Origin of the sequence: Sulfurimonas sp. (assembly GCF_032250635.1) — a bacterium.
Taxonomy (GTDB): Bacteria; Campylobacterota; Campylobacteria; order Campylobacterales; family Sulfurimonadaceae; genus Sulfurimonas.
Genome location: NZ_JAVVFL010000100.1, coordinates 1 through 8228, shown reverse-complemented (window position 1 = coordinate 8228; position 8228 = coordinate 1). Strand labels below are relative to the sequence as shown.

The window sequence follows — 8228 nt, the reverse complement described above, 5'->3', positions numbered from 1 at the left end:
TATTTTATCAAATTAACCGATTAAAAGTTTGTCTACTTTATGGGGGTCATTCCATGATGAATATATTTATGAAAGCAGTGCTGAATGGAATGTACTATTTGAGTGAAATTCATGATGGGATTGGTTCTCTTCGTTTCTACTTTTTAAACCGTTTTGTCAATTTTTCGCAATGAGGATAAGTGAAGCCCTCTAAAAAAGAGCATTACCCCTTTATCCCATCCGCTCTTGGAGCCATTAAAAACCCAAAAAAGACTTTTGCGTAAAGCATAAAAGGTACACTCCAGAGGATTGCCGAGTAAAGATAGAGTTCGCTTGAATACTCTGGATAGAAGGCTATCGCGCTACGCATAAGCGAGGCGATAACTATAAAAGCTACCATAAGATGCGTGTAGATGTTTGAAGTCAGATGGCGTCCTGTGTGAATCCAGCCGATGATTAGCATGACCATAAGATAAGCAAGACCGTAACCACCGCTTGTCACTAAGTGCCTGAAATGACCGATATTTTCTAACTCATTTGCAAGGATGCTATAGCCAATCATGGCGTATCCGAGTCCCAGAAGCACATATATAAACGATAGATAGATAACGTAGGGTTGATTGAGTATAAACTTATCTTTGAGTTTATAATCAGACGTTATAGCAAGAATCGCTGCACCAGCTGAGAGTCCAAGCCAGCCGAGTGCTGAGTTTTGTGGGTATAAAAACTCCACTACGCTAAATAGTCCGATTGCAAATAGCGCCAAGTTGGTAAGAGGCGGGCGTGATATGTAAACATCATCTATCCCTTTGTCTTCCATAAGCTCATTTACCGCTTCCATGTTGACGCGTCTAAGTGCTAGAAGTATCAGGATGACATGCGCACCGAGCGCAATTTTGAGGATTTCCATAGCGTCGGTTGAAGCAAGTCCCGCCATGGAAGCAAAAAACCACATCTCAAGTCCAAAGAGCAGTACCAGCACATAGCCTAAAGAGGCGTGTCTTTGGAGTTTGTCAAGCACTGCATCTTTTGCAAACCAGATAAGGTAGCCAAGCATCGCAAGGTTAAAAAATGCAGCGACATAAACTCCCGTGACATCTATAAACCAAAAACTAACTCTTCCTAAAATCCATAAAATGACGACGTTTCTTAGTTTTTTACCCACAAGCGGCACAAATCCGGGGAAGAGTTCGGGAAGTCCGGTCGATAAAAATGCCAAAATCCCCGCCGTAAGTATTCCAAAAAGCATCTCGTAGACGTGCCAAACAAGGATGTTGTCCATAAATGGGATGTTAAGCATGCCGCTCCAAACAAATCCCCATAGCAGCATGGAGATAATTAGGTAGGGAGCGAGAAGCAAAAAGATAGGTCTAAATCCATATGCCAAATAGGGAGGAACACCTTTCTCATCGGGATAGTAGAGGTAGTGGTTTGTTGCATGTAAAACTTGCGGTTTCTCTTCTTCGTGTTTCATTATTTTAGTTCCAGTTCAAACGTACTTACAATCTCTTCATCTTGAAGTACCTCGGCACTCTTGCCATAAACATATCTGTCATCTCTTTGGTTTTGGATAAGGTCAAACCTGAACTTTTTGACTATATGCCCCGGATCGGCTTTTAGAAGCAGCATCTCATCGCTCAGGCGAATCGCCTCCATAAGGTCATGCGTGATAAAGAGTATGCTTATCTCTTTTTTGCTTATCATCTCTATCAAGATGCTCTGAAGCTCTTTTTTAAGCCCTATATCAAGGGCAGAAAATGGTTCATCCAAAAAGAGCAGGGAGGGTTTGAGAACAAGCGCTCTTGCAAAACTTACTCTCTGCTTCATTCCGCCGCTTAAATCTTTTGGAAATTTTTCAAAATCATCCTCTTCAAGCCCGAAACGAAGAGCTATCTCTTGTGATTTTTTGATTGCGCTCTCTCTCTTTTCGCCCTTTGCCAAGAGTCCCAGAGAGATGTTGTCTATAACGTTTTTCCATGGTAAGAGTCTTGCCTCCTGAAAAGCAAATGCGCTACTCTGGAAGGTGTTTGTAACGCTTCCTTCCTGAACATCAAGCAGGTCGGCGCAAAGATGCAGAAGCGTTGTTTTGCCGCCGCCGCTCGGACCTACTATGGAGAGAACTTCTCCTTTGTTTAGTGTAAAGTTTATATTTTTTAAAATCTCTGTAAAACCGAAGTGATGGTTTAGTTTTTTAACCTCTAATCTCTCCATAACTCGACCTCTCTCTTAATTGGCTCTAGTATTATGTACTCAATAAACATGAGCGAAGCTATCATGATGACGACGATGGAGAGCGCCGTCGGAGTATCTAGCTGACTTCTTGCAACAGCCAAAGATGCACCGATACCGTTGCTTGTCGCCAAAAGTTCCGCCATTATTACTATCTTCCATGCCATGCCAAGACCGCTGACCCATGCGGGAAAAACATAGGAGAAGATATGCGGGAAATAGACATCAAAAAAGCGCATGTGCCATGGAAAGTTAAAACTCTCCGCCATCTCTTTTAGTTCGCCATCAAGCGTGCGTGTTCCTTGAAGCGCTCCGACAAAGATGATAGGAAAAGAGGCGACAATAACCGTAAATATAACAGTTTCATCCCCCATGCCGAACCAAATCATCGCCAAAACTATCCAAGCAATCGGCGGCATACCCACTAAAATGGTAACAATAGGGCGGCTCATCATGGAAGCTGTTGCAAAAAATCCAGCCAAAAGCCCAAGAGCAGTTCCCAAAATAAGCGAGATGCCAAAACCCATAGAAGCGCGGTAAAGCGTCGTCTCTATCTCTGCTATAACTGCATCGTCATGAAGCATCAAGTTAAGCGTTTTGAAGGTCTCAAGCGGAGAGGGAAGAACCAAATCGCCGTAAACCTGATTGCCGACATCCCAAAGCGCGATAAAAAGAAGTATGGAAGCGACTGCTCCCCATCCGCTCCAGAGATATGCCGGAAAATCTTTGAGAATTTTTAGGGCAAATTTCATATATTAAAGTCCGTAGTAAAAGCTATCATCGGGGAGTCTGCCGCCGATGCTTTTAGGATCTTCATCTTTTAAGATGTTGAAGAAAAATTCCAAATCTTTTTTTGCTTCTACTGCACTTACATTTTTAAATCTTATTTGCGAGATTGAATCGCTCACGCCCTCTTCACTTAACATCTCAATATTTTTTGCAACAAGTTTGCCCGCCTCTTTAGGGTTTGTTTTATACCACTCTAAAGATTTTGCGTACTCTTCTTGAAATCTTTTTATGAGATGTTCATCTTTAACATGCCCCATAACTGCAATACCCGCTTCGGGAAGATCTCCGTTTGTGCCAAAAACATTGCCCCACTCCTCTTGCAAATCGACACTTCTATAAAGCTCTGGAGCAACCATACTGATTGGGAACGATTTTGTTTTTCTAAGTGCCATGGAGATTGCAGGTTCTGCTAGAAGCGAGTGGTCTATTCTTCTCATGATAAGCATCTGCATCGCATCTATGGGACTTGCCACGTAGACGAGTTCAAAATCTTCTTGCGGGTCTAAGCCCTCTCTTTTGAGTAGCTGTTTAAAGACGATATCGGGCATATCTGCGCGAAAGGGAACCGCTATCTTTTTGCCTTTAAAGTCTTTAAGGGTTTTTAGTGAATCATCGCGGCTTATCATCCCCAAAATGCCCCAAACAGAGACATTAAGAAGTTTTATATCTACGCCTTTGTTGTTCAAAATAGCCGCAGTGTTTGTCGGAATAGCCACAAAATCAACATTGCCTCTAATCGTCATGGCTCGAAGTTCATCTGGGTTTTTCCAGAGTTTAAACTCTATTTTATCCGCAACGTCGCTTAGAGCATTTGTCTCAATCATATGTAAAATTGGGTGTGAAACGGAAGCAAATGGACCCGAAACCACAATCTTGTCTACTTTTTCGGCAGATACAAGGGAGTTTGTGCCCAAAAGCAGTAGTGAAAAAATTGTATAGATAAAACTTTTCATATTAAATATCCTTATAAAATTAATCTTGTATATTACTAACTATTATATTAATTATCATTGACTATAATCAATTTTAAAATAGATATCCTAGCCTAACAATAAATCTCTCTTTCTCAAGCGGTTGGTACTCTTTTAGGTCATAGTGTGCCAAAAATGAGACGCCCACACCCATGTGAATCTTCGGTTTGCCAAAAGGCAAAAACTCCACTTGAGGCGTCACATAAGCTGCCGTTCCGCTAAAAGCTTTAAACGGAAGTATTGCGCGAAGCTGCGCGTTTGTGTCATCTCCCATATTCGTTTTTGTATTATACTTAATGTTATACTCAATACCAATATTTAGTTTGTTTGTGACTGCTTTTGTCGTTGAGAGGTTCAGAGCAATCTCATCGCCGAAATCGTAGTTGTTGTGCGCTTTTGGTCTGTGCGTGTACATAGCGTGTGCATCCGCTTCCCAGCTCTCGCTTATCATCTTTGTCGCTCCAAGTCCGAGCATATACTCAAACTCTCCCGTTCCCATCTGTGTCGGCATTGGAGTGTTTGCGCCGTTTGCAACTGCCGGAGCAGTCTTAAATGAGCCATTTGTTGCACCTGTCGGGAGTTTTACGGCTGCGTCAAGAGAGAGCTGATAGTTCGCATCACTCATAGAGATTAAAACATGTCTTGCTGCCAAAACAACGTCACCCAAGCCTTTGTTATCTATGGCGACATCGTTTAAGCCGAGTCTTGCCGTTGCCTCAATGTTTTTATAAGGAACAATAGCGCTTATGGTCGTTTTGTTTGAGAGACCGTAGCTTAAAGCAACCATGGTAATGTTAGCCGTTGCGTCAAGATTCTCTTTGTTTTGTACCTCGCTTGAGCCCTCAAACATACTGTTTCTCTCAAAATTAATGTGCGTAATCCCCATCTTTAGCTTGCCTTCGGGCAGAACCAAAGCACCGCCTTTAGAGTTAATCGCAGGCATAACATCCGCACTTAAAAGCATAGGAGCTATTAAAAGCGATTTTATAAATAGATTTTTCATTGTTTGTTTCCTTTTTATATAATGATATTCATTCTCAACTAGAACTTTACAACAATATTTCTTAATTAAATATAAATATTGATAACTATTATCAAGTTAATTATTTTAAGAAGATTTTGATAAAATTTTGCCCATGAATAAAGAACAATATATAAAAGCGGTAGAGCTTCTTAATCTCTACTCATACCACTACTACGTCCTTGATGACCCCATGACAACAGATGAGGTTTACGACAAGCTTTACCATGAGGTTTTGGAGTACGAAGAGCATCACAAAGAGGATATTTTACCATCCTCACCAACGCAAAGGGTGGGTGATATAGTCTCGGAGGGATTTTCAAAAGCTCCTCATCTTAGCCGCATGTGGAGTTTAGAGGATGTTTTTGACTCTGAGGGTTTGCAAAAGTGGCTTATAAAAACTTACAAACTAGATAAAAACATAACATTTTACTGCGAACCGAAGTATGACGGAGCAAGCCTAAACCTTATATACGAAGACGGCAAGTTGTCTCAAGGCATCACGCGCGGGGATGGAAGTGTGGGCGAACTGATAACGCAAAACGTAAAAACTATCCGCTCCATTCCTTTGACTATAGAGCATAAAGAGCGCATCGAGATTCGCGGCGAGGTCGTACTTTACAAAGATGAGTTTGAACGCATCAACCATGAGAGAGCCGCAAAGGGCGAGGCAGTTTTTGCAAACCCGAGAAATGCCGCGGCAGGAAGTTTGCGACAGCTTGATTCAAGTATAACTGCTTCAAGAAATTTGGTCTTTTTGCCTTACGGTGTCGGAGAAAATACTCTGGAGCATAAACTTCTTAGCGAAAAGATGGAGTATATCTACTCTCTTGGCTTTAAAAAACCGCCGCTTCGGGTTACATGTAAAGATTTTGACGAGATAGAAGCGGTATATGAAGAGATGAACAGAAATCGTGAGGGCTACGCGATGATGCTTGATGGAATGGTTATAAAAGTAAACGAGATAGCCGCTCAGATAGATATGGGTTATACTGTTAAAAACCCGCGTTTCTCAGTTGCTTACAAGTTTCCTGCCGTTGAGAAGATTACTATTTTAAAAGAGATAATCCTCCAAGTCGGACGCACGGGCGCGGTTACTCCTGTTGCCATCGTCGAGCCGACAAATATTGATGGCGTTATAGTCGAGCGGGCAACACTGCATAATTTTGACGAGATAGACAGAAAAGATATCCGCATCAATGACAAGGTTATCATCCTTAGAAGCGGCGACGTTATACCAAAAATCATAAAGGTTTTAACGCATGAGAGAGACGGAAGCGAAATTAAATATGAGCGACCGACGACTTGCCCAGTTTGCGGCAGCGAGCTTTTGGACGAGGGTGTTCTTTTAAAGTGTCAAAACCTTACATGTGAAGCCAGAGTTATAAACTCCATTATCTATTTTGCCTCAAAACCGTGTCTAAATATTGATGGTTTGGGCAACAAAATAGTAGAGGCTCTCTTTGAGTCAGGTTTGGTGAAGAGCGTAATCGATCTGTTTGATTTGACTTTGGAGAAGCTCTTAACTTTAGAGGGTTTCAAGGAGAAAAAGACGCAAAATCTGCTTGATTCGCTTGAGGCTGCAAAAGGGTGTGAGTACTGGAGGTTTGTAAACTCTTTGGGCATTGAACATATCGGAGAGGTGGCGTCTAAGACTCTAAGCGCGCGTTTTGGGAGCTCTTTCATAGATGCTTCAAAGGATGAACTGGTCGCGCTTGATGGCTTTGGCGAGGAGATGGCAGAGTCCGTTTTGGAGTTTGTCAGAGTAAACAGAGAGACTATCTTGAAACTCCAAGAGATTCTGCGACCGCTTGAACCAAAGCAGAGAGAAGAGGCAAAAGAGAACCCGTTTAAAGGCAAAAGTGTTGTTTTGACTGGAAGCATGAGTGAGTCAAGAGATGCCATAAAAGAGATGCTGGAAGCTCTGGGTGCAAAGGTGGTGAGTTCGGTCTCCAAAAAGACTGACTTTGTTATCTACGGCGAAGATGCGGGAAGCAAATATGACAAAGCCGTGGACTTGGGCGTTGCTGTCCTTAGCGAGCAAGAGATGAGGGGAAAAATTGAGCAGGCTTGATAACTATCTGGTAGAAAACGGTCTGTGCGAGAGCAGAAATAAAGCGCAGACACTTATAAAAGAGGGGTTTGTGAGCGTAAACGGCGAGCAGATTATAAAGACATCGCATAAACTAAAAGAGAGCGACAAAGTGAGCGTAAAAGAGCATAAAGAGTATGTCTCCCGCGCGGCTTTTAAATTGAGCGCTTTTTTGGAGGAGCTCTCTCTTGATGTAAAAGGGATGAGCGCACTTGACATCGGCTCTTCTACTGGCGGATTTACGCAGGTATTGCTAGAGGGCGGAGCTGCCGAAGTTACGGCGGTCGATGTCGGTCGAGAGCAGCTACATGTAAGCCTGAAAAACGATGAGAGAGTCCATTCATACGAGGGTTGCGACATAAGAGAGTTTGAGAGCGACAAAGAGTTTGACATAGTTGTAAGCGATGTCGCTTTTATCTCTCTGCTTTACATCTTGGATGCCGTCGATAGATTTGCAAAAGACAAAATTATCCTCCTTTTTAAACCGCAGTTTGAAGTCGGACGCGAGGCAAAGAGAGACAGAAACGGCGTTGTTACGGATGAAAAAGTTATACTCGGTGCCATGATAAAGTTTGAGGATGCTTGTGCTTTGTTGGGGTGGAAGCTTGTTTTAAAATCGCCTTCAAAACTCACTGGCAAAGAGGGCAATCTGGAGTACTGCTACTTTTTTGAGAAATAGATTTTAGATAAAATATAACAAATTGCAATACTTTTTGAGTTGGCTTGTCCCAAAAGCTATAATGTTTGAAATGATTATAAAAGGCAAAACTGATGAAACCGCACGAATCTATCAAACTTTTTGAAGAGAAAAAAGTAAGAACTCTCTGGGATGAAGAGCAAGAGAAATGGTACATCTCTGTCGTTGATGTTGTAGAGATTTTGACGGATAGTCAAGATTTTCAAAGAGCAAGAAAATATTGGAATAAGCTAAAACAACGGTTAAAAGTCGAAGGAAATGAAACGGTGACAAATTGTCACCAGTTGAAGATGAAAGCGGTCGATGGAAAAATGAGGCTTACGGACGTAGCCGATACCGAGCAGCTTTTTAGGCTTATCCAGTCTATCCCCTCACCAAAAGCGGAGCCTTTTAAACTTTGGCTGGCAAGGGTGGCGAGTGAGCGTGTTGATGAGATGAGCGATCCTGAAC

Annotated in this window: 8 protein-coding genes; 3 read left to right on the top strand and 5 right to left on the bottom strand. The window is 42.2% G+C overall.

Going from position 1 to position 8228, the window contains the following annotated elements:
* Positions 1-202: 202 nt before the first annotated feature.
* The 5 genes from RQ763_RS07120 to RQ763_RS07100 all read right to left on the bottom strand — a co-directional run bounded on the left by RQ763_RS07120 (position 203) and on the right by RQ763_RS07100 (position 4971).
* A complete protein-coding gene (locus RQ763_RS07120) occupies positions 203-1453 on the bottom strand; it encodes an NnrS family protein (RefSeq protein WP_314152033.1) in 1251 nt (416 codons plus the stop codon).
* Complete coding sequence (locus tag RQ763_RS07115; protein ID WP_314152031.1) at positions 1453-2190, bottom strand: ABC transporter ATP-binding protein; 738 nt, start codon at positions 2188-2190, stop codon at positions 1453-1455. Before RQ763_RS07115 ends, RQ763_RS07120 begins: the two co-directional genes overlap by 1 nt.
* On the bottom strand, positions 2178-2960 hold the full coding sequence (locus tag RQ763_RS07110) for an ABC transporter permease (RefSeq protein ID WP_314152030.1): 783 nt from the start codon (positions 2958-2960) through the stop codon (positions 2178-2180). The genes RQ763_RS07115 and RQ763_RS07110 overlap by 13 nt, the downstream gene beginning before the upstream one ends.
* A 3-nt stretch (positions 2961-2963) precedes the next feature.
* Complete coding sequence (locus RQ763_RS07105) at positions 2964-3950, bottom strand: ABC transporter substrate-binding protein (protein ID WP_314152029.1); 987 nt, start codon at positions 3948-3950, stop codon at positions 2964-2966.
* A gap of 73 nt (positions 3951-4023) precedes the next feature.
* Positions 4024-4971 carry a transporter gene (locus RQ763_RS07100; protein ID WP_314152027.1) on the bottom strand — a complete coding sequence of 316 codons (948 nt, stop codon included), beginning with the start codon at positions 4969-4971 and terminating at the stop codon, positions 4024-4026.
* A gap of 133 nt (positions 4972-5104) precedes the next feature.
* Here RQ763_RS07100 and ligA point away from each other — a divergent pair, with 133 nt between their 5' ends.
* The 3 genes from ligA to RQ763_RS07085 all read left to right on the top strand — a co-directional run.
* Entirely contained in the window at positions 5105-7063 is a 1959-nt protein-coding gene (gene ligA / locus RQ763_RS07095; protein ID WP_314152025.1) for an NAD-dependent DNA ligase LigA, read from the top strand.
* The gene (locus RQ763_RS07090) at positions 7050-7760 is read left to right on the top strand and encodes a TlyA family RNA methyltransferase (RefSeq protein ID WP_314152023.1); all 711 of its coding nucleotides are present in this window, start codon (positions 7050-7052) and stop codon (positions 7758-7760) included. The genes ligA and RQ763_RS07090 overlap by 14 nt, the downstream gene beginning before the upstream one ends.
* Before the next feature lie 92 nt (positions 7761-7852).
* A partial coding sequence (locus RQ763_RS07085; RefSeq protein ID WP_314152021.1) for a Bro-N domain-containing protein occupies positions 7853-8228 on the top strand: 376 nt, incomplete at its 3' end.